Source organism: Streptomyces sp. ME02-8801-2C (assembly GCF_033793965.1).
In the GTDB taxonomy this organism is placed as follows: domain Bacteria; phylum Actinomycetota; class Actinomycetes; order Streptomycetales; family Streptomycetaceae; genus Streptomyces.
On sequence record NZ_JARAXP010000007.1, the window covers coordinates 65163 to 87787 of the forward strand.

The following is a 22625-nucleotide window of genomic DNA, read 5'->3' on the forward strand; positions in this document are numbered from 1 at the left end:
AACGCCACGGCCGCGCCCAGGTCTGGATGATCAGGGCGCGGAGCGGTGAGCGAACAACAGGTGTCACCGAGGTTGTCGGGGTGGTCAGCCGAGAGTCCAGGCGACGCTGTCGGTGTAGGTGGAGCCGTTGATGGTCGCGGTGACGGTCACGGTGTTCTGCCCGGGCCTCAGTGTGACGTTGGCCCACCTGAAGATGTGGTCGTTGCTGCTCAGGGTTCCCAGGGACGTGCCGTTGAGGGTGGCGCCGACCTGACTCGCGTTGGAATAGACCTTCAGTTCGGTGGCGGCGTCGGTGCGCTGGGTCCAGCGGCGGCTGGTGATGTAAAGCGTGGGAGTGGTCGCCCAGTTGGCCTTGTACCAGTAGAAGGCGTCCTTGCGGATCTGCCGGTCGTGGGTGACCAGGCCCTTGTCGTTGATGCCGGGCTGGCTTCCTTCGTTCCGGCCGTCGGAGGCGAAGTCGAACATGGCCCAGACGAACGTGCCCCAGATGTACGGGCGGGCGGCGAGCTGCTTCCAGGCCGCTTCGTGGAACAGCGACTGGTACTCCTCGGGGTGCCAGGAGCCACCCGGCGAGGGCTTCGGCGGGTTGAGGGCGTGCTGGGTGGTGTTGGCGCCGGCGCCGTACTCCGAGATGGCGATCTTGCGGGTCGGGGAGGTGGTGTGCAGGTTGTCGGCCCAGGCGCCGAGCTCACCGTCCTTGGAGCCGTAGTACCAGCCGAGGTACTTGTTGAAACTGGTCGTCTGCGTGTGCAGCCCTGCCTGCGCGTTGTCGGGGTCCTCGCTGCGCACGGCGTAGGTGGAGAGCCGGTCGGGGTCCTCGGCCGCGACGATGTCGGCCAGTGACTGGAGCAGCGTGTTCGTGGCGGCGCCGTTGTAGTCGGTCTGCTCGTTGCCGATGCCCCAGAAGACGATCGACGGGTGGTTGTAGTTCTGCCGGATCAGCTCACGCATCTGGTTCTGGGTGCTGGCAGTGAAGGCGGCCGAGTCGGTGACGGAGTTGACGAGCGGGATCTCCGCCCACACGATCACCCCGCGTTCGTCAGCGAGGCTGTAGTCCTTCTGGTCGTGCTGGTAGTGCGCCATCCGGATGGTGTTGGCACCGACCTCCTGGATGAGGTCGAAGTCCTGCGTGTGGTCGGCGTCGGATATCGCCCAGCCCTTGACGGCCCGCTCGTGGTGCAGGTTGACGCCGTGCAGATGGAGGCGGCTGCCGTTGAGCTGGAAGCCTGTGTCGGCGTCGACGGCGATGGAGCGAAGGCCCAGGCGTTCGGTCACCACGTCCGCGATCCTGTCCCCACCCCCGGTGACGTCGTGTATCTCCACACTGGCGTTGTAGAGGTACGGATCCGCCACGCCGTTCCACAGACGCGGGCTGTTGACAGTGACCGTTTGACTGATGTCCGCGCCGGTGGCCGCGGCAAGGGAGCGCGCGGTGCTGCTGGTGTCCGCGACGACGTTCCCGCCGCTGTCGGCGATGACGGTGCGGACCACCACCGACCTGGTGGTGCTGCTGTCGTTCCACAGCTTCGTGGTCACGGTCACCGTGGCCGACGCCGTGCTCACGTCGCTCTGCCGCAGATAGACGCCGGGACCCGCGTAGTCCGTCATCCGCACGTGAAGGCTGTCGATGGCCCACAGGCTCACATTGCGGTAGATGCCGCCCTCGAAGGTGTAGTCGGCGCTCACCGGCGCGATGCCGGTGTCGCGGGCGTTGGTCACCTTCACCGCGATCACGTTGTCCCCGCCCACGACGAGCACACCGGTGACGTCGAACCTGAACCGGGCGTATCCGCCTTTGTGCTGCCCGACATAGGTGCCGTTGACCCAGACGTCGGCGACCTGGTTGACCCCGGCGAACTGCAGGTACAGCCTCTTGCCGGCCATGGTGGGCGGCACGGTGTAGTGGCGGCGGTACCAGCCCACGCCGCGGTAGTAGTTGTTGCCGCCGTCGGCACCGTCGACGGCGTTCCAGGTGTGGGGTGTGTTGACCGGTGTCCATCCGGAGTCATCGAATCCGGGCGCCTGCGCACCTGTGACGTCTTGTCTGATGAATCGCCACCCATCGTTGATGTGGATCCAGACGCGCGGATTCGGCGCCGTGTACGTCGTGGCGGCGGACGCGGCACCGGCAAGCGGAATCCCCGCCAGCGATGCCAGCACTCCTGCGGCTGCCCCGCTCAGCACGTGCCGGCGAGTAGGGGAACCAGTCATGTCAGAACTCACTTCCTCAAAAGGTGAATCGAAAGGTCTTCCTGGGGCGCGGCATGCCGGCGACCGCGGTGGGCCGACGACCGCGGTGGGCCGACGGCATCCGGGCCGGGGGACCGGCTGCGCGAGGCAACCGGGAGACGTGCATCGGCGGCCCCTCGCGTCCAGCCGGCCGGCTGTGGAGGGTGGTAGCGGTGTGGAACGGGGATGGCCGGGCTCGTCGGTCTGGTCGGCGAGCCCGGCCGGGGGTGCGAGTCACTCGTTCTTTCGTCGGGTCAGTTGATGCGGACGATCTTCCAGAGTTGGTCGTCGACGGTGAGGTTGTTCCACTGGACGACGGCTGCGCCGTCGGCGGTGGAGGACTGGGCGACGCCGGCGTAGAGGGTGCTGTTCACGTTGCGGAGTTTGTAGTAGCCGTCGCCCGCGTCGGTGAGGGTCCATTTCTGGGAGTCGGCGGTGGAGGCGGTGTTCTGGACGATGGTGGCGCCTGGCGTGGTGGAGGAGTTGCGGATGTCCAGGTTGAGGTTGCTGTTGGCGTTCTTGATGGTCCAGGCTCCGTTGCCGGTGGACTGGAAGGTGAACAGCTGGCAGGGGCAGGCGGAGTTGTGCCACTGCTGGGCTGCGGTGTTGGTGGTGGTGGAGGCGGCGGGGATGTCGATGTATTTGCCGCTGTTCTTGTTGACGAGGACGTATTGTCCGGTGCCGAGTGGGGGCAGGGCGGTCTGGGTGAGGTTCCAGCGCTGGCAGGCGCAGTTGCTGGTGGTCCACTGGTCGGCGGGGGTTCCTGCGGTGGTGGAGGCGCCGGGGATTTCGAGGAGTTTGCCGGTGATGCGGTTGGTGATGGTGTAGCCGCCGGCGGGGTGGGGGGCGACGGCCCATTCGTGGTCGAGGGTGCCGTTGTCGTCCCACTGCAGGATGGCGGCGCCGTCGGCGGTGGACTGGTTCTGGACGCCGAGGACCTTGCCGCTGGCTGCGTTGAAGATCTTGAAGAACCCGGAGGGCTGTGCTGCGAAGCGCCACTGCTGGTTGGTGGAGGTGGTGGGGGTCTGCTGGGTGGCGGCGGTGCCGTTGGTGGTGGTGCCGCCGGTGATGGTGAGGTTCAGGTTGCTGCCCGCGTTGGAGGCGGTGTAGGTGGCGCCGTCCGAGATACCACCACCCAGATCGATCGTGCTGTACTGGATGGGGTTGAGGACGCTCCCTTGGTTGCGTCCCCCGGTGAACACCATCAGGCTGTGTCCGTCGGACAGGGGCAGCAGGCCGCGGCTGTAACCGCGCGGGACGTTGGCGCGGATGCGGGTCCAGGCGCTCGGGTCACCGTTCTGGGTGTTGAGGAACAGGTCGTCCTCAGTGTCGCCGCTGACGGCGAGGGTGCCGTTGGGGCCGCCGGTGGGCAGCCAGGTGACGTAGGGCGCCCCGCTGGGGATGGTGCCGTCGGTCGACCGCAGCAGCTGGTCGGTGGCCGGGCCGAACGCCTCCGGGTCGGCGGCGATCTTGTAGTAGACGGAGCAGCGGCCCTCGGGCGCACCGCAGTACTCGTGGGTCATCACGTAGTTGCCGTTGGGCAGCCGGGTGACCACGGGCATGCCGGGCCGGTCCGCGTAGTTCGGCTTCGACACGTCGTCCACGATCGGGCCCCAGTTGCGCAGGTCCGTGGTGACCTGGTGGACGATCTCCTGGCCGTGGCTGGTGTCGCGCTGGTCGGAGTAGTAGGCGATCAGCTTGTTGCCGGAGACCAGGAAGTAGGGCTCCCACACGGGGGTGTTGCCGTTGCTGGATATCGCCCGTCCACCGGTGGCGATGTTGCTGACGAAACTCCAGGTCAGTCCGCGGTCGGTGCTGGCGTACAGGTCGATCTTGGTCGCGGAGCGGTCGCCGGGGACGGAGTCGCCGGCGACCAGGATGGTCCCCGCCGGGAAACCGCCCATCGCTGTGGGCAGTTCGAACAGCTCGGGCTCCCAGCGCATCCCCCAGCCGTTCTGGGTGTCGGCGACGTCGGAGATCTTCGTCCAGGAGTTGCCGTTGTCGGTGCTGCGGTAGATCGGGAAGACGGGCGTGCCGTTGGTCCACTGCTCGAAGGTGGCGAGGATGGTGCCGTTGGCCGAGCCGTTGTGCTGCAGACGCAGTGCTCGCGGGTAGAGCGAGCCGGGGGCGGGCGCGTCGGACGGCGGCGTGTACAGGGTCTGGGCGGCGCGGGAGAGGGCGTCCGCCCTGCCCGCGGCGGGCAGGACCAGGGTCGCCGCGGCCAGGGCGAGGGCGAGCAGGAGGAACAGGAGAGAGGTGGGACGGGGACGTGGAGAGGCGCCGGGTCTGGCGCCGGACTGTGCGGGGGACATGTGCGGCTCCCAAGCGGGAAAAGGGAAGGGGTGTTTCGGTGTCCGCCGCTCCGGAAGGATCCGGAGTGACGCGGCGGAATTCGTTGGGCACGTGGCCCGCGGAACGATCGGGCGCCACTGCCGGGCGCGGCTCGCGAGCCCAGGGATCACGACGCGACAAGCGGGGGACGGCGCGGAGGCGGGGGCCCCGGCCGGTGGGCCTGTGCGGGAGCAGTGGCGTGGTGGGGGTCGGTCAGAGCGAGGGCGGGGGCGCGGTCGAGCCGCGGACGATGAGTTGGACAGGGGGGTGACTCGCCGGTGGCGGTTCGGTGTCGGGCTCCTCGATGGCGTGCACGAGAAGCTGGATTCCTTCCCGTGACGCGGCCTCGAAGGGCTGACGCACGGTGGTGAGAGGAGGGGAGATATAGGCGAAGACGGGGTTGCCGTCGAAACCGACGACACTGACGTCCTCCGGTACCCGGCGCCCGGCTTCGCGCAGGGCGTGGATCAGGCCGATGGCCATCTCGTCGCCCGCCGCGAACACTGCGGTCACCGAGCTCTCCGGGGCCAGCGCACGGCCTGCCGCGTATCCGGAGGCCGCCGACCAGTCACCGTTCAGCACGGGGGGTTCGTGCGCGCCTTGTGCCGCCAGCGCCGCCTGCCACCCCTCGATACGGTCCTTGGTGGCGTACCACCGCCTCGGCCCGGCGAGGTGATGGACGGTCGAATGCCCCAGGTCCAGCAGGTGTTCGGTGGCCGCTCGCGCCAGCTGATGGGCGCCCACACCGACAGTGAGTGTCCGGGCCGCAGCGAAGGCGGGTGGTGCTCCCAGGAAGAGGACCGGCACGTCGACCCCGAGCGGTACTTCCCCTTCGACGATGGGTTCGGAGACGACCACTCCGTCCACCCCCTGTTCGAGGAGTGATTCCACGGCGCCGGCGATGCTTTCCGGGGTGCCGTCGGGTGTGTTGACCACGCGAAGCGCGTAACCGGCGTCCCGTACGGCCTGCTCGATGCCCACGAGCAGGGAGGCGGTTCCGTACCCGGAGGTTCCCAGCGCGACCACGCCGATGGAACGGGTGCGACCGGAGGCCAGCGCCTTGGCAGCCTGGTTCAGCCGGTAGCCGAGTTCCCCGGCGGCCGCGAGGACCCGTCGGCGGGCCTCGTCGGAGACGTACGGCTCGTTGTTGAGGACCCGAGAGACCGTCTTGCGCGAGACGCCGGCCAGCGTGGCCACGTCCGCACTGCGCGGCGCGGCGGAGCCCACACCGCGCTCCACCCCTGTTGTCATGGAGCCTCCCAACGACCGTGTGCCTGCATCGAGCTAGGTCAGCGATATGACCACGCGGTCTGATCGCGCGGTCAATGTCTACGCACCGACCGGCCGCTCGTCAAGAGTTTTGGGTAACGTTCCCTGTCTTCCGCTGTGGCTGGTCACCGAGGGCGTGGGCTGCGCGGAGGAGGTCGTCCAGCGGGCTCGAGAATCCATGGCGGCGAGGTATCGGTGCCGGTCAGACCGCGATTGCCCGGCGTGAAGCGGTGTGGCGCGCGGCCCCGTCAGCCTGGTCCGGGCTGCCGGCGGTGCGATGTTTCGCCGGTTCCGGACGTCGCGTCCAGCTGAACGCACGTCTTGACAGTGAGCACGTGGAGCGTCCACGCTTCCTGGCGTCCGCCGGTCGAGATTGTTCGGTCATGTTTGTTTGTGGTCGCTCGACGGCCCAGTTTCCGCTGTACCCCTACTGCTGACGTGCCATGTTTGGATACGCCGGTCTGCCGGGAGCCGAAATGCACCAACGCCGCTCAGACGCTGGTGGCGAAGTGAACGGAACGCAGCCGACTCGCTGGTTCCGAGGCCGTCGCCGCACAGGCGGACGGCCCGCTCGTCGGCGCGCCCGCCGTCATCCCTTACACGTACGGCGGTCGAACCGCCTGGTACGTGGCCACCCGGCCGGAGCCCGAGATCCTGGCCGCTCTCATGGAGCGCATCCGCCAGGAGGCGGGTGTGCGGCCGGAGTGCGAGGCACCCGGGAGATCGAGGTGGTGCGGCGCCGTGTCACGGACGCCGACCGGCCATGTCCGCCACCCGGCGCCCGCTGCGCCGCATCGAGGCTGCCCTTCCCACTGTCGAACGGCTGTCGAGCCGCCGACACGACCCTGACTACGATGACCTCACAGGTCGTCACAGGGCATGAGCACAGCCGGGAGAACCGCTGAACAAGGTCACGATTCGGGACGTCGCCGAGTTCGCGCAGGTGTCCCAGTCGACGGTGTCGAACTACTTCCACAAGCCCCGCAAGCTCTCGGACACCACCAGGGAGCGGATCCGGCAGGCGGTCGAAACGCTCGGGTTCGTGCCCAACGACGCGGCTCGCATGCTGCGTACGGGGGCGAGTCCGGTCATCGGCTATGTGGCTTTCGAACTCGCGAGCGCCACCACCCCGCAGATCGCCACCGCCATCGAGCAGCGCGTGTCCGCCGAAGGCATGTATCTGCTGATGGCCAATGACGTCGGATCCCGGCAGCGTGAGCGTGAGTATCTGCAGCTCTTCGAGCAGCAGCGGGTGGCGGGGATCATCATCTCGCCCGTCGGTGACGTCGAGGACGAGCTGGCGCGCCTGCGTCGGCGCGGTATCGCCAGCGTTCTGAGTGCTCGACACGCGGTCTCCCCGTCCCAGGCGTCGGTGTCCATCGATCATGTCGCCGGCGCCCGCCTCGCGGTCCGGCATCTCGTCGAACTCGGCCACCGGAAAATCGGGTTCGTCGCCTCCTCCCTGGATCTCCAGCAGATCGCCGACCGGCAGCGAGGGGCGTTGTCGGTGATCGAGCAGGTGCCGGATGCCACGCTGGAACTCATCTCCGTGCCCGAACGGTCGGTCGAGGCCGGGATCGCCTGCGCCGACCGCCTCGCCCGCCGCGCCGACGCCGACCGGCCCGATGCCCTCTTCTGCGCCAACGACCTGCTCGCCATCGGCATCGTCCAGTCGTTCGTGGCCGGTCGCCGCATCCGCGTGCCCGAGGACGTCGCGGTGGTGGGCTACGACGACATCGAGTTCGCCCAGTCGACCATCGTTCCCCTGAGCACCGTGCGCACGCCCCACGCTCAGCTGGGAACGGCCGCCGCGCAGCTGCTGTTCGAGGAGATCGCCGCGCTGCGCGCCTCCGGGGGCACGGAGGACCGGGGCGTGGCGCCGCAGATCGAGTTCGCGCCCGAACTCGTGGTCCGTGACTCCACCACCGGAACCTGACACCGGAGGTTCCGCACGGCAGGTACACCCGGGTTGCGATTAAATCGATTTACCTTACCGAGGGACATTCGCGGCCCACGCGCTCCCGGGGCGTGCTGACCCTCAGGAGCGGCCTCGCCGGGATCGTCGACGATCAACAGGCGTACCAGGCAGTGCTCGACGCGATCTGCGGCATCGACGCCTCGCGCGCCGACGCCTTCCGTCGCGCCACCCGATGGAGGGTCGGCCGGATGCTGAGTGAATCAGGGCAGGCGCACGACGTCCACACCGACGGCAACGGCGACTGAACCCTCACCCCCTGCGGCGTCGGAGGGTGATGTGCCGATGCGTGCGTGCGCGCGGCCGACTCGCCAACTCGCCCTGGCAGACAGGGAATTCACCAGTTCTTCGCAAGAAATCCTGGTGCGTGGCCGTCTGTTGCGTGAGACTGGACGATCATTCGAGACCATCTCTCGAATTGACGCGGCGATCTTATTGGATCGATTTACTCGCCCGCCCCTCACCGTTCCTTCAGCACAGGGATGCCCCCATGCCCCACACCCCCCACCCCGCCCCCACGGCGGGCTCAAGACGCCTGGCCCGCATAGCGGTTGCCGCAGGCCTGGTGGCTGCGCTCTCCGCAGCCGCGCCGACACCTCTCGCCTTCTCGGCGGACCCGGCCACCCCGGTCGTCGCCCCGCCAGTCGCCGATCCCGCCCTCAACTCCCCGGACGCCAAGCTGGGTTCAGGTGACGTCGGCCTTCTCGCCGACGCGAAGGCGCGTGGCGACAAGTACGTCACGATGATGATCGCGACCGCGCCCGGCCGGACCGAACAGGTCGCCGAGGCACTCGACGCGGTCAAGGGCGGTTCCGTGGGCCGCACTTACGACGAGCTCGGATACGTCCGGGCCACCGTGCCCGTCTCCAGGGCGGATTCGGCCCTCACGGCAGCCGCCAAGCTCTCCTCCGTGCAGGCCATCGACCTGCGGCAGAAGATCGAACCGGAACCTCCGCTGTCCGGCGCGAACCGTACGAAGGGCGTGTCCGCCGAGGCGGGTTCGAGCAGCTACCCCGGCCCGGACAAGGACACACCGGCCGCCAACCCGTACACCCCGACCGTCGAGACGGGTGCCGTCGACTTCGTGAGGAGGAACCCGGCGGCGGACGGGCGAGGCGTCACCATCGGTGTCCTCGACACCGGCGTGGACGTCGCCCACCCGGCGTTGCAGAAGACGACGACCGGTGAGCGCAAGATTGTCGACTGGGTGACGTCGACCGACCCGGTCGTCGACGGCGACGCCACCTGGCGTCCGATGACGACCCCGGTGACCGGGCCGGCCTTCGCCTATGACGGCAGGTCATGGAAGGCCCCGCAGGGCTCCCACCAGATCAACGAGTTCCACGAGTCGGCCACCACGGGCAGCACCGCCGACGGCGATGTCAACCGCGACGGCGACACCACCGACGCCTGGGGCGTCCTGTACGACGCGGCGGCCGGCACGGTCACCGTCGACGTGAACGACAACGCCGACTTCACCGACGACGCACCGATGAAGTCCTACAAGGACGGCTACCAGATCGGCTACCTGGGCACCGACGACCCGTCGACCGACGTCGCCGAACGCATGCCGTTCGTCGTGGAGATACGCAGGGACGTCCCGACGGACCCGCTGGGCGGCGACTGGGTCGGCAAGAAGGCCGACTTCGTCAACATCGGTGTCACCGTGGAAGCGCACGGCACCCACGTGGCAGGCATCGCCGCCGCGAACGGCCTGTTCGGCGGCCGTATGAACGGCGCGGCCCCCGGCGCGCGGATCGTCTCGTCACGCGCCTGCGTCCCGGGCGGGATCTGCACCAACGTCGCGATCGCCGAGGGAATGATCGACCTCGTGGTCAACCGCGGTGTCGACATCGTCAACATGTCGCTCGGTGACCCGCCGATCGCCCTCAACGACGGCAACTACGCGCTCGCCAAGCTGTACACACGCCTCATCGACACCTACGGCGTCCAACTGGTCCTCGCCGCGGGCAACGACGGCCCCGGAGTCAACAGCATCGGCACTCCCGCCGTCGCCGACAAGGTCATCGCGGTCGGCGGGTGGTACTCCAAGGAGACCGCGGCCGCCAACTACGGCTCGGTCGTGGGGCGGAAGTTCGTGCTGTACCCCTTCACCGCGCGTGGCCCGCGTGAGGACGGCGGTTTCGCCCCGACCCTCCTCGCGCCCGCCTCCGCCGTCAGCGTCTACCCGACCTGGCTGCCGGGCCTCCAGCCCGTACCCGGCATCAGCTGGAAGCTGCCGGCGGGCTACGCCATGATCCAGGGCACGTCGATGGCCTCCCCGCAGGCCGCGGGTGCCTCGGCACTGCTGCTGTCCGCAGCGAAGAAGCAGGGCATCGACCTGACACCCAGGAAGCTGCGCACGGCGCTGACCTCGACCGCCGCCCACCTCGAGGGCGTACAGGCCTACGAGGAGGGCGCGGGCCGCATCGACGTCATGGCCGCCTGGAGCGCGGTCAAGGCCGGCGCGACCGCCCATGACTACCTCGTGAAGGCACCCGTCGACACCCTGCTCGCCCAGGCGCTCGAGACACCGGGCTTCGGCACCGGCCTCTACGACCGCGAAGGCGGACTGAAGTCCGGCCAGAAGAAGTCGTACGACATCGCCCTCACCCGTACGTCGGGACCGGACGGGCCGCTTCCGCACAGTCTGCGCTTCAAGAACGACGCTGAGAACACCTTCTCGGTCGTCGGCCCGCGCGTGGTCGCACTGCCGCTGAACCAGCCGGTGACGGTCAAGGTCCAGGCCGCGCCGACGTCCGCGGGTGTCAAGAGCGCCATTCTGCAGGCCGACGACCCGGCTACCGTGGGCGTCGACAGGCAGATCCTGACGACCGTCATCGTCTCCACCCCGGCCGAGCCCACCTACTCCGTCTCGGGCTCGGTACAACGCAACGCCACGCGCGCCTACTTCGTGACCGTGCCCGAGGGCGCCACCTCCCTGGCGATCACGCGCACCCAGACCGGCGACAACAACTCCTTGTTCTCCGGCGTGGACCCGTTCGGCGTCCCCCGTTCCTTCGAGGACGACGTCAACCCGGCGCCGGACGTGGTCGAGTACGCCCACCCGACGCCCGGCGTGTGGGAGATCGTGACCCGGGGCCCCTACAACGCGGCACTCCTCGACAACTCCTACGAGCTCGCCGTCACCGTCCACGGCGCGTCCGTCGGCGGTCCGACGATCGGCGAGGCCGCGTCCTAGCAGTACCTCTCAAGTGACCGGAAGCGGGTGTCCCGACACATGGGACACCCGCACTTCCGCGGACGGTTGTCGACGTGACCCCCGGCCGGCAGGACTGCTTCACCTACGAAGAACGAAGACCGCGCTCGCGTCGCACGATGGCGATGTTGAAGGTGTCCAGAACTCCCGCGAGGGTGAAGTACAGGGACGCGTACATCTCCACCCCGCGTGCCGTGCCGATGTCTCCGAGGTCAAGAATCGCGTTCGACTGCCAGCCGAACTCCGTCAGCAGCGTGCTGACGGTGCGCTTGGCCTCCGGGTCGTTTCCGGAGACGAAGATGTTGTGCTGCCCGGGTACGCGGGCGGGGTCGACCATGACGTCGACGTGGACGGTGTTGAGCGTCTTCACCACCCGGGCGTCCGGAAAGGCTCGTTGAATCCGCTCGCCGAGGCTGTCGGTGTTGGCCACGACCAGCGACCCGCTGCTGTCCTGGTGCTCCGTCGAGGGGCAGGGCGATGTCGATCAGAGGCTTGCCGCTGAGGTTTTCCGCGCCCACCGCTTCGAGCGCGCTCAGTGTCGCCACTCCGGAGGTCGCGTTGATGATGAGCTCACCGTGCGCACCGGCCGCGGCGAGGGGAGTCAGTGCGATGGCGGGGTGTTCGCGCTGCCACGCGCTGTAGGGCTGCATCCCGGCCCTGTCTTCCTGCGTCCTGCTGAGCGTTTCGTCCACGTCGCGAGTTCCGACGACGACATCGTGGCCGAGACCGGCCAGTCGACTCGCGAAGGACCGCCCTACCTTTCCGGTGCCGAGGACCGTGATCTTCATGATGCGCCTTTCAGGGGTGATGACCGGTGCGTGCTCCTTGGGGCCGCGGTCTTCATGGAGCCGCGGGCTCCAGGGACGACGGCGGGGCGACGCACATCGAGTCGGTCCTCACGGGGTCACCAGCACCTTGAGGGCGGTGCGGTCGTTCATCGCGTGGTAGCCGTCGGCGATCTGGTCGAGGTTGACGGTGCGGTCGAAGACCCGGCCGGGGTTGACGGTGCCGTCCAATACGGCGGGCAGCAGTTCCTCGATATAGGCCCGCACGGGGGCGGGGCCGCCGTTGAGGGTGATGTTACGGCCGAAGAGGCTGGTGAAACCGGTGGGCGCCTCGTCGTACTGGGGTACACCGACGCGGCTGATGACGCCGCCGGGACGAACCACGCCGACGGCCTGGTCATAGGCGTTGCGGTAGCCGACGGCTTCAAGGACCTTGTGCGTGCCGTGTCCGCCGGTGAGTTCGCGCACCTTGGCGATGCCTTCCTCGCCTCGTTCGGCGACGACGTCCGTGGCGCCGAACTCGCGGGCCAGGTCGGTGCGGCTGGCGTGACGGCCCATGATGATGATCTGCTCGGCTCCGAGCTGCTTGGCCGACAGGACAGCGAGCAGGCCGACCGCTCCGTCACCGATGACGGTGACCGTGTCGCCCGCGGTGACGCGGGCCTGCTTCGCGGCGTGATAGCCGGTGCCGTAGACGTCAGCGAGGGTGAGCAGGGAGGGCAGGAGGTCGGAGTCCTCCTCGACGGGGAGCTTGACGAGGGTCCCGTCGGCGTGGGGGACGAGGACTGCTTCGGCCTGGGCGGTGGAGAAGAACCCGCCGTGGGGGCAGGCGGTCTGGACACCGTCGCGGCAGGCGGAGCAGGTGTTGTCCTGGTAGGAGAAGGAGGCGACGACGAGGTCCCCGTCGGACACGGCCCGGACGTCGGCGCCGACCTCCTCGACGACACCGAGGAACTCGTGTCCCATGGTCGTGCCGCGGTCCGAGGCCGGGAGGTCGTGATAGGGGTGCAGGTCGCTGCCGCACACGCAGGTACGTACGACACGTACGAGTGCGTCGGTGGGCTTCTGGATGCCGGGGGCGGGGACGTTCTCGACGCGGACGTCGCCGGCGCTGTACATGAGGGTTGCGCGCATCAGGGTTCCTTCAGGCTGTGGGCTCCGCGCCCAATCAGGCGTGATCGAGCGTGAGATCGGGTGGTGACTCACCGGCCGGCGCGCGGGACGATCCTGCCCGGGGTGTGGCCGGCTTCGCGGCTTCGGTAGGTGGCGGGGTGGCGGGGTGGCGGGGTGGCGGCGGCGGTCAGGCCGAAGGCCGTGGTGCCTGGCCGTACTCGGCGTCGGTGACGTGGTCGCCCCAGAACACGACCTGACCTTGGTCGTCGGCTTCCTGCATGGCGACATGGGCCATGAAGCGGTCGGCTGTGGCACCGTGCCAGTGCTCCTCGCCCGGCTCGATGTGGACGACGTCGCCAGGACGGATCTCGCGGATCTCACCACCGCGTCCGGCGACGTAACCGATGCCGTCGGTGACATAGAGCGTCTGGCCCCTGGGATGGCTGTGCCACGCCGTCCGCGCGCCGGGGGCGAACCGGACGTGCGCGCAACCGATGGCCGACTGCGCGTCGGGGTTGCGCACGCCTTCGATGTAGACGTCGCCGGTGAACCACTCCTGGGGTCCCTGGGCGGTCCGGCCGCCACTCTTGGTGAACTTCACGGTGCTCCTCCTTGGTTGTGGTGCGGGTGCTCTGCGGCAGGGCTGTCAAACGAGCACTGCCGCGTGACAAGTGCTACGTGGTGCGACGCCCGAGCACACCGCGCCGACCGGTGATCCACAGCGCCAGGCCGATGAAACGACACCACCGGGCCGCCCACTCAGGACAACTGAGGTCCTAGGTTGCGGGGGTCCGCCTACCGGTTCAGACCGGGCCGACTCGGCCGTCGGTGAACAGGCCGACCGCCGCGCCCATCCAGATGCCGTTCGGGGCACCAAGCGTTCGGGCATCGGCCGTGAGCTCGGCCGATCGGGCACGACCAGTTCGCGAACATCGAGACGTACGGGATCGCCTGATCGCCTGATCGCCGGGGTCGGACCGGCTGCCCCTGTTGTGAAAGCGGATCGGGGACCGCTCGGTCGGAGCACTTTCGTGTTGGCCCGACACCCCGTTTTGCCGGGCATGGCGGCGTGCTGAGGGCGGCGCCACCGGGTCCGCCGCTACCCCTCTTGGACCTGCGGGGGCACCCTCTCGGTGCTCGCCCACGCCTTCCTCGCGGTAGTCCGTACCGACGAACCCACTCGCAACACCGCCGGCGTACTAGGCCGTGGCGCCGCCGTCGGTGAGGACGTGTTGCTCTGGTTGCTCTGATTGCTGCTCCGGCTCCCAGGCGTGCGCCCAGAGGGTGATGCCATCGACGATGGCGCCGAGCGCACGACCCTTGGGTGTGAGCCGGTAGCTGACTCGCGTCGGAGGGCCTTCTTCGACACGCCGTTCGACGATTCCCTCGTGCTCGAGCTCGCGCAGTCGTTCGGTGAGCATCCGCGAACTCACGCCGGGGATGGCGTGCTTGAGGTCGTTGAACCGCTCCACGTCGTGGAGCAGGGCGCGGATCACCGCTCCCATCCAACGGCTGCCGATCAACTCGACAGCGTGCAGGTAGCGAGGGCAGAACGCGTGCGGTGCGATCGACTCCATGAAACTAGGTTACCCCAGGCCTCTAAGTTACTTAATGGAACTAGGTTGACATTAGTAACCTACGCTCGTAGCGTTCATGGCGTATCCCACCCAGCTTCGGAGGACCCCCATGTCGCACACTGATCTGCACACGCCTGAGAACAGCGCGATCGTGCTCATCGACCACAACCTCGGCACATCGCTGTCGGTGCAGTCGATGGACCGCCATGCGCTGGTCAACAACACCGTCGCCCTGGCCAAGCTGGCCAAGCGGATGGACGTGCCGCTCGTCGTGACCAACGGGCAGGACACCGACCCGTCGTCGACGCTCTTTCCCGAGCTGCTCGGCGTCCTCGGCGAGACCCCGGTCATCGCCCGCAACGGCACCTTCAACGCCTGGGACGACGCCGGCTTCGTGGCCGCGATCGAGCGCACCCAGCGCCGCAGGCTCGTCCTGGCCGGTCTCTGGACCGAGGTGTGCGTGATGTTCCCGGCGCTCTCGGCCCTCGAAGCCGGCTACGAGGTCTCCGTCGTGGTCGATGCGTCGGCCGGCGAGAGCGTCCAGAGCCAGGACGCGGCGCTACGGCGCCTTGTCCAGGCCGGCGCCGTGCCCACCACCTGGTTCTCCCTCGGGGCGGAGCTCGCGCGCAGCTGGGCCGACGTCGACAAGGCAGTCGCCCTCGGCGAGATCGCTGGTGAGCACCTGGCCACGTTCAGCCTCACGAGCCAGTACTTCCAGCACACGCTGACGGTGCCGTCGGCCCTCGCCGCCGCCTGACCGGCGCAGCGGGCTCACCGTCGCCGTGCTTGGCCCGCCACGGTCACTTTCCGGGCGGGTCCGGCGCTCCCCAGGAACGGGGACGCAGTCCTTCGTACTGCCGGCGTGGTCTTCCCGCTGTCTCGGCGGCACGGCGGGCCCAAGGACCTGTGTGGGCGGCGAATGGGCTGTCTCCGAACCCACGGAGGTGAGGCGCGGACAGGCTACGGCGCGTTCCGGGACCGGCGCGCCGCCCCGTCCAGGCCGCAGCTTTCCAGCTACCCATGTACCAACAGGTCCGCTCGCGGCAGACGCCGGTCGGCATGGGCCGAGAGGACCAGAACACATGAACCTGTACCAATTGGCGGGCGGCAGCGTCGCCCTGCGACGGATGACCGAGACGTTCCTGGCCAAGGCGCAGGCGGATCCCCTGCTGTCAGAGATGTTCGGCGGCAAGGACGACCACGCCGAACACATCGCCGGCTACTTCATCATGAACTTCGGCGGCCCGGACGACTACCTGCGCGAGCGAGGCGACCTGCGCTTCCTGCTCAGGCGGCATGTCGGGCTCCACATCACGGAGGGCCAGCGGGCGCGCTGGCTGGAGCTGATGACCGAGTCCGCCCGTGAGACGGGCATGCCGGAGGCTTTCATCGCCGTCTTCGTCCAGTACCTCCAGGGGACGTCCCACACCACAGTGCAGGTCTCCAACCTGAGCCCCGACCAGGCCAGAACGATGCTCGGAGCCTGACCGCTCCACCCTGCTACCCAGCGGTGTGCAGGCACGCGACCAGCACACCAAAGGGTGAGGAGTTCCTCGACATCGCCGCGCACCCCGAGGCGAAGGTGCGTCTGGTGTCCCTGGCCAAGGACGTGCCGCCGAAGTACCTGATGACGGTCGAGCTCACCCTCCACGGCATCACCCGCACCGTCGACCTGGTCGCCGACACGGCCGGGCCGGTCGCCGACGCGTTCGGCGTGCCGCGTGTCGGCGCCACCGCCACCGGACGCCTCTAGCGGAGTGACTTCGGTGTCTCCGCCTTCCACGGCTTCATATCCGACGACGTCGAGTTCACCGTCAACGTCCAGGCTGTGCCGGCCTCGGTGCCCGACGACCAACTGCCGCCCGCCAACTGATGTACTGAGCAAGGGACTTCAGCATGAGCATCGCCAACGCTTCCTCTCTCGACGGCAAGGTCGTCGTCGTACCGGGCGGCACCGGCAACGTGGGCGAGGGCATCGTCCGCGCCTTCCTCAGGGCGGGCGCCACCGTCGTCGTCCCCAGCCGCAGCCGGAGCCGCCTCGACCAACTCGTCAAGCTGATCGGCCCCGAACTCGCCGGCAGGCTGACGACAGTCGCGGCCGGTTACGCCACGTTCGACGAGGCCGACCAGTTCGCCACGGAGACCGTGGCCCGGTTCGAGCACGTCGACCACGTCGTGGCCTCGGTCGGCGGCTGGTGGGCCGGCAAGGAGCTGTGGCAGATCGACGCGGACGACTGGCAGAAGGTCTTCGTCGACGTGGCCACGTCCCACATGGCACTGGTCCGTGCCTTCGTCCCCCGCCTGTCCGAGGACGGCAGCTACACCACCGTCGCCGGTTTCTCCGCGAAGAAGCCCGTCCCGTCCGCGGGCATCGTCAGCATGCAGGGCGCCGCACAGCTGATGATGCGAGAGGTGCTCACGGCCGAACTGGACGGCCGCGGCCGGGTCAACGACCTCGTCCTCGGCCCGATCATCAACCGCCGCCGCCCGAGCGGTGCCCCTGGCTGGCTCACCGCCGACCAGGTGGGAGAAGCGGCGGTCGGGGTCGCCCGTACGCCGTCGATCGCCGGCGAGCACGTCGTCCTCAACACGGACGGGGATTTGGACAAGGTGCTGGCCCGGATGACGGGGTGACGGGGTGACGGGGTTCCCGAGCGGGGCGCGTGCGCGGGCATACCCGTCGTAGGCGTGGGCGATGAGCGCCCGTCCACAAGTTCACCCCGCCCGAACCCGTGGCCGCCCAAGAATCGTCCACCCGGCCACCGCCGGCCTGCTTGCGCACCGCGAGAGCAGGCAACGGGACCAAACCTAACGCGGCTCGTCCTCGGGAGTCGGGGAGTCCGTGTCGGGAGCCTCCTCGGCCGGCGCTGTCCCTGTCGCTGCGGTCGTCGCCCGTAGGGAGGCTGTCGGTGTGGCGCGTTGCGCGGTCTCCAGGGCGTGCAGGCGGCGCTTGATGTCCCGCAGTTCGTCTCCTGAGGCTCAAATGTAACGGGATCCCCAAGTGTGACGTGAGTCAAGTCATGTTTCGAACGGGTAACGATGCGCGAGGTGGGGCGTAAGTCCGCTTCGGCCACATCCAGATGCCCGTGGGGCGCGAAATGAAGGTGTGACCGTCCTCTGCGTGCGCTTCGAACTGCCACCGCCCATGCGTGAGACCCGCTTGCCGCAACTCCTCGCGTTGCTGGGCGAGTTCACGCCCGTCGTCGAGGCGCTGCCGCCCGACGCGGCGCTGCTGGGACCGTACGACGGCATGCGGGAGTCGAAGCGGGACGCCGTGGAGTTGGCGGCGGAGATCCGTGCACGGTCCCTGTCCCGGTGCGGGATCGACTGTGCGGTGGGGATCGGCCCCGGGCCGACCCTGGCCCGGTTCGCCCTGTGTGAAGCCACTCCTGGAGTTCCTCGACGTCTGCCCCAACGGCCCGACGCCGTAGCGGAGTTGATCGCATCGCGAGTCGTGGACACCCTCCCCGGAGTCACCGGTGCCACCGCCCGCGCCCTCGAAGTCCACGGGCTCGACACCCTCGGCCGGGTCGCCGCGGCACCGCTGGCCGTCCTGTGCCGCCTCGTCGGTACGGAGGTCGGTCGCGACCTGCGCGAAAAGGCCTCCGGCGTCGACTGCGGGCGGGTGGTGCCGAACACCCACCCGGCTCGCTGTCTGACCGCCGAGCGCGTGGTGTCCGTACCGGAATGCCATCGCGCCGTCCTGCGCTCGGCGGCCCGTGAACTCGGCGCAAGGCTCAGCGCCTTGGAGAAGGCGTGCCGCACCCTCACCCTCACCCTGCGCTATGCCGACCACCCGGCAGAGACCCGCAGCCGTCCGCTCGGGAGGCCGACCGCCGACTCCGCCGCACTCATCCGCGCCGCTCGTGCGATGGACGAGACGCTCGCCCCGCAGCCTGCCCGAGTGAGCGGACTCGCCCTGCACGCCAAGGAGTTGGAAGGAGCCGACATCGGTCGAAACCGGGTGCGGGCGCAGTGGCCCTCTATCACAGTCCCCGGTCATGGCGAAAGTTTTTACTGACGCGTAACTTCCCAGTTTGTGCTACTCGCTCGTAACTTGACGAGTGAACAGCATCCTCGTGATCCGGATCACAGGGCGTAGAGCCGTCGCAACTCCCTTGAGCCGCAAGGAGATCACTCGATGCTGCCCTGGAAACGCGCACTCAGACCTCTCGCCGCACTCCTGCTGGCCGCCGCGGCCACCGTCGCGCCCGTCGCCACCGCCGCGCACGCCGAAACCCGCACCGACCAGGCCGAATCCGCCGCGCCGACCACGAGCGGCGGCTGGAACGACTACTCCTGCAGGCCTTCCGCCGCCCACCCCCGCCCGGTCGTCCTCGTGCACGGCACCTTCGCCAACGGGGTCGACAACTGGCTCACCCTCGCGCCGTATCTGATGAACCGCGGCTACTGCGTCTTCTCCCTCGACTACGGCCAACTGCCCGGCGTCCCCCTCTTCTACGGCCTCGGGCCCATCGACAGGTCGGCCGGGCAGCTCGCCTCCTTCGTCGACAAGGTGCTCGCCGCGACCGGCGCGAGCGAGACCGACCTCGTCGGTCACTCGCAGGGCGGCATGATGCCCCGCTACTACCTCAAGTTCCTCGGAGGCGCCGCCGAGGTGCACACCTTCGTCGGTATCGCGCCCAGCAATCACGGCACCACCCTGAACGGGCTCACCAACCTGCTGAAGTACTTCCCCGGGGCCGAGGACCTGCTCTCCATGGCCACCCCGGCCCTGGCCGACCAGGTGGCGGGGTCCGCCTTCCTCGCCAGGCTCAACGCGGGCGGCGACACCGTCCCGGGAGTCCGCTACACGGTCCTCGCCACCCAGTACGACGAGGTGGTCACGCCGTACCGCAGCCAGTTCCTGACCGGCTCCGACGTGCACAACGTCCTGATCCAGGACCTCTGTCCGCTGGATATCTCCGAGCACGCCGCTGTCGGGCTGCTCGACCGGATCGTGTTCCACGAGGTGACCAACGCCCTGGACCCGGCCCACGCCACCACGACCACCTGCCTGTCGGCGATCGGCTGACCCCGGCCGGAGAGTCTCCGCCGGGGTCTGGCCGGCCTGAGCCGCCGGTCAGACCCCGGCAAACTCAGTGGCAGTACGGCAGATCGGGGGCGATCACCAAACTAGCCCCGGATTTCCGCGAAATCGCCTGCTGGAGGCAGGTGAGAGAGATCCTTATGGTCGGCTTAAGGAAGGGTTCGGACTGCGCTCAGGCAACGGTCGGCGAGGCAGTGGCGCGCAGCCGCAACGACGGTGTTGCCCCGCGGGCGGGACCTCACCCGTCGGGCCACCAGGTGCGTGCGATGTCCTTGCGGACCTCGGAACGCTCGGTGGTGCGTTCGTCGGCCTCTTCCCGCACCCTGCGGGCGTCCGACTTCCTCAGGGGCTTCTGCACGGTTATGCGGCGCATGGCTGCCTCCTTCGGTCTAGCGGGTTCCGCGTTTTCACGGAGATAGACCATTTCCGGGAGGGTGACTCATCGGCGCCAGGTCTGTCAGTGGCGGCCGTCACGATTCGATTGTCAGTGGCGGGTGTCACTCTTGGCCCCATGACCGACACCGACTGGGACGCGGAAGCGGCCACCTTCGACGACGAACCCGACCACGGCCTGCGTGACCCGGGCGTGCGCGAGGCCTGGGCCGCCCGCCTTCGCTCCTGGCTGCCCGACCGCCCCTCCGACGTCCTCGACCTGGGCTGCGGAACCGGCAGCCTGTCGCTCCTCGCGGCCGAGCAGGGACACCGCGTCACCGGCGTGGACCTGTCCCGGTCCATGGTCGAGCGGGCCAGGAGCAAGCTCGCCGGCCGTGACGCGGTGTTCCTGGTCGGCGACGCTGGGGCGCCGCCGGTGGGGGAGGAGCGCTTCGACGTCGTGCTCGTACGACACGTCCTGTGGACCCTGCCCGACCCCGCGCGCGTGCTGCGCCACTGGCGGGGGCTGCTCCGGGCCGGCGGACGCATGGTGCTGGTCGAGGGGGTGTGGGGGACGGTCAGCCCGGCCGGCATACCCGCCGACACGCTCACCGCGCTGCTCACGCCCCTCGCCGCGGACGTACAGGTGGAGCGGCTGTCCGGCGACGCCAGGCTGTGGGGGCGCGAGGTCGAGGACGAGCGGTACGCGGTACTGGCCGGCACCTGACCGCGCTCGCGCCCGTTCAGGCGAGCAGCTTCTCGAAGCCGCCTTCGCGCGCCAGCGCCTCCAGCTCGTCGAGAGCCGCCACGGCGGCCGACGCGGCCGGCGGGTCCGACCGCGCCAGCCCGCTCTCCTCGAACTCGTCCTCGTCCAGCCGCCGTACGTCCGTGCCGTCGGCGGAGCGCCACAGGTCGAGGTCGAGATCCTCGACGACCAGATCGGTGCCGGTGAGTGTGGCGGGGCGGGCGATGTCGCAGTACCAGCCCTTCAGCGTGCCCGCCGCGTCACGCACCTCCTTCACCGAGTACCAGCGGTCCCGCCAGTAGTACTCGGTGAACAGGTCGCCGGGTTCGAAGCGGACGAAGCCGAAGTCACGGACCCCGTCGCCGGCCCAGGCGGCCCGTACGGCGAGGCGTGTGCCGTCGTCGTGGAGCAGCTCGGCCAGGTAACTGATCTTCGTACGGCCGCCCTTGACCAGGACGACGTTCACCGTGGGTACGGACGGGGAGCGCGGCGCGGCCTCAGACGAGTTCGCGGACATACCGCACCTCCGTCGCGCAGATCTCGTAACCGAACCACTTGTTGATGGCGATCATCGGGCCGTTCCCGGCGTCGTTGCCCGTCAGCGCCTGCGTGTACCCGGCGGCGCGGGCGCGGTGCAGGGAGTCGTTCTTGGCGAGCTTCGCAAGGCCGCGGCCACGGAACTCGCGGGCGGTGCCGGTCATCACGGTGCCGTAGCGGGTGGACCCGTCGGTACGGGCCGCGCTGAACGCGGCGGGGCGGCCGTCGACGACCGCGACCGAGGTCAGCTCGGAGCTGAACAGAGGGTGCTGCCAGGTCTCGCTGAGCCAGGCCTCGTAGTCCGTGAACTCGTAGTCCACGTCACTCGGTTCGTCCGAAGACACCTCCGCATCCAGGTCGAACAGCGGGCGCGGGTCGGCGGCGAAGTCGGAGGCCGGCACGATCTCGACACCGGGCGGAGGATCCTGGAGCGGAGGCAGCTCGCGGTTCGCCAGGTCCAGGAGAAGGAAGTGCGCGCTGCGGCTGGAACGGTAGCCGTGGCGCTCGGCGAAGGCGCGGTTGTCGGGTGCGTCCAGCACCCAGGCGAAGGACTTCGTCACCCCGGCGGCGGCGAGGTGCTGTTCGGCGGTGCGGACGAGGAGCGTGCCCGCGCCGCGACGCAGGTGCTCCGGGTGCACGTACACGTTGACGAACCCCTGACCGGGCTCCGCGCTGTCGTACACGACTCCGGTCTGGGCCGTGCCGATGACCTCGCCGTCCTCCTCGGCGACCAGTGCCTGGAAGCGGGCCTCGGGGTGGGTGTGCGCGATGTCGTACGCGACGCTCTCCGCGTTGGACAGGATGAAGGGCAGGATGATGCGCCGGACGCGGGCGAAGGCCTCGACGCCGGCTCGGTCTTCGGGACGCAGGGCGCGCACGGTCGGTGTCATGAGCTCGGACGGTACGCGGGGAGGTACGGCGGATGCCTCCTATTTTCCGGCCGGTGCGGGACAATCGCCGCGTGACCCTGAAGATCCGCATCGACGACAGCGCGCCCCCCTACGAGCAGGTGCGCGCCCAGATCTCCGAGCAGGCCCGCGCCGGGACGCTGCCGGTGGGGTACCGGCTGCCCACCGTACGGGGGCTCGCCGAGTCGCTCGGGCTCGCCGCGAACACGGTCGCCAAGGCGTACCGGGCGCTGGAGGCGGACGGGGTGATCGAGACGCGGGGCCGCAACGGGACGCTCGTCGCCGCAGCGGGCTCGGCGGCGGAGCGGGAGGCGGCGGTCGCCGCGCAGGGGTATGCGGAGCGGGTCCGGCGACTGGGGCTGGGGTCCGAGGCGGCACTCGACGCCGTACGGGACGCTCTGCGGGCGGCTTACGGGGAGGGGTGAACGGGGAGCACTTCAGCGTGCCCCGGGTGCCGGGTGCCGGGTGCCGGGTGCCGGGTGCCGGGTGCCGGGTGTTGCGGTGCTCGGGTCTT

20 protein-coding genes and 3 pseudogenes are annotated in these 22625 nt (G+C 69.2%); 12 read left to right on the forward strand and 11 right to left on the reverse strand.

Annotation, left to right across the window (positions count from 1 at the left end):
• Positions 1-84: 84 nt before the first annotated feature.
• The 3 genes from PV396_RS23250 to PV396_RS23260 all read right to left on the reverse strand — a co-directional run bounded on the left by PV396_RS23250 (position 85) and on the right by PV396_RS23260 (position 5811).
• Positions 85-2211: a glycoside hydrolase family 2 protein gene (locus PV396_RS23250; protein WP_319207516.1), complete on the reverse strand. Its 2127-nt coding sequence runs from the start codon at positions 2209-2211 to the stop codon at positions 85-87.
• Between the two features lie 272 nt (positions 2212-2483).
• The gene (locus PV396_RS23255; RefSeq protein WP_319207518.1) at positions 2484-4541 is read right to left on the reverse strand and encodes an RICIN domain-containing protein; all 2058 of its coding nucleotides are present in this window, start codon (positions 4539-4541) and stop codon (positions 2484-2486) included.
• Between the two features lie 232 nt (positions 4542-4773).
• Positions 4774-5811, reverse strand: coding sequence for a LacI family DNA-binding transcriptional regulator (locus PV396_RS23260; protein WP_319207520.1), 1038 nt, complete (start codon positions 5809-5811; stop codon positions 4774-4776).
• Positions 5812-6375: 564 nt separating this feature from the next.
• On the opposite strand from PV396_RS23260, the pseudogene PV396_RS23265 reads away from it, so the two are divergent.
• The 4 genes and pseudogenes from PV396_RS23265 to PV396_RS23280 form a co-directional block, all read left to right on the forward strand.
• Positions 6376-6678, forward strand: a pseudogene (locus PV396_RS23265) (hypothetical protein); the annotation flags it as partial.
• Between the two features lie 67 nt (positions 6679-6745).
• Positions 6746-7765 carry a LacI family DNA-binding transcriptional regulator gene (locus tag PV396_RS23270; RefSeq protein WP_319208400.1) on the forward strand — a complete coding sequence of 340 codons (1020 nt, stop codon included), beginning with the start codon at positions 6746-6748 and terminating at the stop codon, positions 7763-7765.
• A gap of 92 nt (positions 7766-7857) precedes the next feature.
• Complete coding sequence (locus tag PV396_RS23275) at positions 7858-8052, forward strand: hypothetical protein (RefSeq protein ID WP_319207522.1); 195 nt, start codon at positions 7858-7860, stop codon at positions 8050-8052.
• Positions 8053-8294: 242 nt separating this feature from the next.
• A pseudogene (locus PV396_RS23280) lies at positions 8295-10988 on the forward strand (S8 family serine peptidase); the annotation flags it as partial.
• 121 nt (positions 10989-11109) lie between these two features.
• Here PV396_RS23280 and PV396_RS23285 read toward each other — a convergent pair.
• The 5 genes and pseudogenes from PV396_RS23285 to PV396_RS23305 all read right to left on the reverse strand — a co-directional run bounded on the left by PV396_RS23285 (position 11110) and on the right by PV396_RS23305 (position 14499).
• Positions 11110-11454 carry a hypothetical protein gene (locus PV396_RS23285; RefSeq protein ID WP_319208462.1) on the reverse strand — a complete coding sequence of 115 codons (345 nt, stop codon included), beginning with the start codon at positions 11452-11454 and terminating at the stop codon, positions 11110-11112.
• Between the two features lie 103 nt (positions 11455-11557).
• Positions 11558-11812, reverse strand: a pseudogene (locus PV396_RS23290) (NAD(P)-binding domain-containing protein); the annotation flags it as partial.
• A gap of 108 nt (positions 11813-11920) precedes the next feature.
• A complete protein-coding gene (locus PV396_RS23295) occupies positions 11921-12943 on the reverse strand; it encodes a zinc-binding dehydrogenase (protein WP_319207525.1) in 1023 nt (340 codons plus the stop codon).
• A 166-nt stretch (positions 12944-13109) separates the two neighbouring features.
• Positions 13110-13523 (reverse strand): cupin domain-containing protein, encoded by a 414-nt coding sequence (locus tag PV396_RS23300; RefSeq protein WP_319207527.1) that lies wholly within the window; start codon positions 13521-13523, stop codon positions 13110-13112.
• Between the two features lie 598 nt (positions 13524-14121).
• Positions 14122-14499 carry a helix-turn-helix domain-containing protein gene (locus PV396_RS23305; RefSeq protein ID WP_319207530.1) on the reverse strand — a complete coding sequence of 126 codons (378 nt, stop codon included), beginning with the start codon at positions 14497-14499 and terminating at the stop codon, positions 14122-14124.
• A gap of 109 nt (positions 14500-14608) precedes the next feature.
• On the opposite strand from PV396_RS23305, the gene PV396_RS23310 reads away from it, so the two are divergent.
• From PV396_RS23310 to PV396_RS23335, 6 genes are all read left to right on the forward strand, one after another.
• Positions 14609-15256, forward strand: coding sequence for an isochorismatase family protein (locus tag PV396_RS23310; protein ID WP_319207533.1), 648 nt, complete (start codon positions 14609-14611; stop codon positions 15254-15256).
• 325 nt (positions 15257-15581) lie between these two features.
• A complete protein-coding gene (locus PV396_RS23315; protein ID WP_319207535.1) occupies positions 15582-15986 on the forward strand; it encodes a group II truncated hemoglobin in 405 nt (134 codons plus the stop codon).
• A 23-nt stretch (positions 15987-16009) separates the two neighbouring features.
• Positions 16010-16252 (forward strand): YceI family protein, encoded by a 243-nt coding sequence (locus PV396_RS23320; protein WP_319207537.1) that lies wholly within the window; start codon positions 16010-16012, stop codon positions 16250-16252.
• Positions 16253-16395: 143 nt separating this feature from the next.
• Entirely contained in the window at positions 16396-17133 is a 738-nt protein-coding gene (locus tag PV396_RS23325) for an SDR family NAD(P)-dependent oxidoreductase (RefSeq protein ID WP_319207539.1), read from the forward strand.
• Positions 17134-17620: 487 nt separating this feature from the next.
• Positions 17621-18520 carry a DNA polymerase Y family protein gene (locus PV396_RS23330; protein WP_416071466.1) on the forward strand — a complete coding sequence of 300 codons (900 nt, stop codon included), beginning with the start codon at positions 17621-17623 and terminating at the stop codon, positions 18518-18520.
• 120 nt (positions 18521-18640) lie between these two features.
• Positions 18641-19534: an esterase/lipase family protein gene (locus PV396_RS23335; protein WP_319207542.1), complete on the forward strand. Its 894-nt coding sequence runs from the start codon at positions 18641-18643 to the stop codon at positions 19532-19534.
• Between the two features lie 253 nt (positions 19535-19787).
• On the opposite strand, the gene PV396_RS23340 is transcribed toward PV396_RS23335, so the two are convergent.
• Positions 19788-19922, reverse strand: a complete 135-nt coding sequence (locus PV396_RS23340; RefSeq protein WP_319207543.1) for a hypothetical protein — start codon at positions 19920-19922, stop codon at positions 19788-19790.
• Positions 19923-20060: 138 nt separating this feature from the next.
• Here PV396_RS23340 and PV396_RS23345 point away from each other — a divergent pair, with 138 nt between their 5' ends.
• Positions 20061-20648 (forward strand): class I SAM-dependent methyltransferase, encoded by a 588-nt coding sequence (locus tag PV396_RS23345; protein ID WP_319207545.1) that lies wholly within the window; start codon positions 20061-20063, stop codon positions 20646-20648.
• Between the two features lie 16 nt (positions 20649-20664).
• On the opposite strand, the gene PV396_RS23350 is transcribed toward PV396_RS23345, so the two are convergent.
• On the reverse strand, positions 20665-21183 hold the full coding sequence (locus tag PV396_RS23350) for a DUF402 domain-containing protein (protein ID WP_319207547.1): 519 nt from the start codon (positions 21181-21183) through the stop codon (positions 20665-20667).
• Positions 21164-22093, reverse strand: coding sequence for a GNAT family N-acetyltransferase (locus tag PV396_RS23355; RefSeq protein ID WP_319207550.1), 930 nt, complete (start codon positions 22091-22093; stop codon positions 21164-21166). Before PV396_RS23355 ends, PV396_RS23350 begins: the two co-directional genes overlap by 20 nt.
• Before the next feature lie 71 nt (positions 22094-22164).
• Between PV396_RS23355 and PV396_RS23360 the strand changes: the two genes are divergently transcribed.
• Complete coding sequence (locus PV396_RS23360) at positions 22165-22536, forward strand: GntR family transcriptional regulator (protein WP_319207552.1); 372 nt, start codon at positions 22165-22167, stop codon at positions 22534-22536.
• The last annotated feature ends 89 nt before the right edge of the window (positions 22537-22625 follow it).

Bases quoted from the DNA above. Each gene is read 5' to 3' on its own strand.
- PV396_RS23315 (WP_319207535.1), top strand. From the start codon at position 15,582: ATGAACCTGTACCAATTGGCGGGCGGCAGCGTCGCCCTGCGACGGATG.
- PV396_RS23340 (WP_319207543.1), bottom strand. From the start codon at position 19,922: ATGCGCCGCATAACCGTGCAGAAGCCCCTGAGGAAGTCGGACGCCCGC.
- PV396_RS23350 (WP_319207547.1), bottom strand. From the start codon at position 21,183: ATGTCCGCGAACTCGTCTGAGGCCGCGCCGCGCTCCCCGTCCGTACCC.
- PV396_RS23310 (WP_319207533.1), top strand. From the start codon at position 14,609: ATGTCGCACACTGATCTGCACACGCCTGAGAACAGCGCGATCGTGCTC.
- PV396_RS23345 (WP_319207545.1), top strand. From the start codon at position 20,061: ATGACCGACACCGACTGGGACGCGGAAGCGGCCACCTTCGACGACGAA.
- PV396_RS23355 (WP_319207550.1), bottom strand. From the start codon at position 22,093: ATGACACCGACCGTGCGCGCCCTGCGTCCCGAAGACCGAGCCGGCGTC.
- PV396_RS23250 (WP_319207516.1), bottom strand. From the start codon at position 2,211: ATGACTGGTTCCCCTACTCGCCGGCACGTGCTGAGCGGGGCAGCCGCA.
- PV396_RS23325 (WP_319207539.1), top strand. From the start codon at position 16,396: ATGAGCATCGCCAACGCTTCCTCTCTCGACGGCAAGGTCGTCGTCGTA.
- PV396_RS23335 (WP_319207542.1), top strand. From the start codon at position 18,641: ATGCTGCCCTGGAAACGCGCACTCAGACCTCTCGCCGCACTCCTGCTG.
- PV396_RS23305 (WP_319207530.1), bottom strand. From the start codon at position 14,499: ATGGAGTCGATCGCACCGCACGCGTTCTGCCCTCGCTACCTGCACGCT.
- PV396_RS23295 (WP_319207525.1), bottom strand. From the start codon at position 12,943: ATGCGCGCAACCCTCATGTACAGCGCCGGCGACGTCCGCGTCGAGAAC.
- PV396_RS23260 (WP_319207520.1), bottom strand. From the start codon at position 5,811: ATGACAACAGGGGTGGAGCGCGGTGTGGGCTCCGCCGCGCCGCGCAGT.
- PV396_RS23255 (WP_319207518.1), bottom strand. From the start codon at position 4,541: ATGTCCCCCGCACAGTCCGGCGCCAGACCCGGCGCCTCTCCACGTCCC.